Below are 566 nucleotides of genomic sequence, written 5' to 3' on the forward strand. Positions count from 1 at the left end.
TAAGTTGCGCTTGGTACTGGACCGTTATAATCAGCCGCTGGGGTGAAGGTAAAGGTGCCATTGGTGTTTATTAATAAACTCCCCACGCCCGCAATGGTTGCTGTCGTTCCGGCGGTATAAACCGTTGTATCACCCGCAATAACAAACTGCGTTACCGTTAGGGTATCGCCATCGATATCAGTGTCATTGGTGAGTACATTACCAGTGGCTGGCGTGTCTTCTGTTACTGAAATTGGACCATCATTAACGGCTTCAGGCGCATCATTGACAGGTACCATATTACTAAAGCTAAGTATTGCCGTGTCAGTGGCGCCATTATTATCAGTAATGGTGTAAGTTGCACTTGGCACTGGACCGGTGTAATTAGTAGCTGGGGTGAAGGTAAAGCTACCATCAGCATTAATGAGTAACGCACCGACACCCGTAATTGTTGCTGTTGTTCCGGCAGTATAAACCGTGGTGTCCCCATCGATAACAAACTGCGTCACATTAAGCACGTCAGCATCTGCATCGGTGTCGTTGGTTAATACATTGCCAGTGGCTGGCGTGTCTTCTGTTACCGAAAT

The 566-nt window shown here is 47.3% G+C and carries 1 protein-coding gene; it reads right to left on the reverse strand.

The window, feature by feature from the left end; all coding sequences use genetic code 11:
• A partial coding sequence (locus GQR56_RS21335) for an Ig-like domain-containing protein (RefSeq protein ID WP_166115400.1) occupies window positions 1-566 on the reverse strand: 566 nt, incomplete at both ends.

The organism is Pseudoalteromonas sp. Z9A5 (genome assembly GCF_011378875.1).
GTDB lineage: Bacteria > Pseudomonadota > Gammaproteobacteria > Enterobacterales > Alteromonadaceae > Pseudoalteromonas.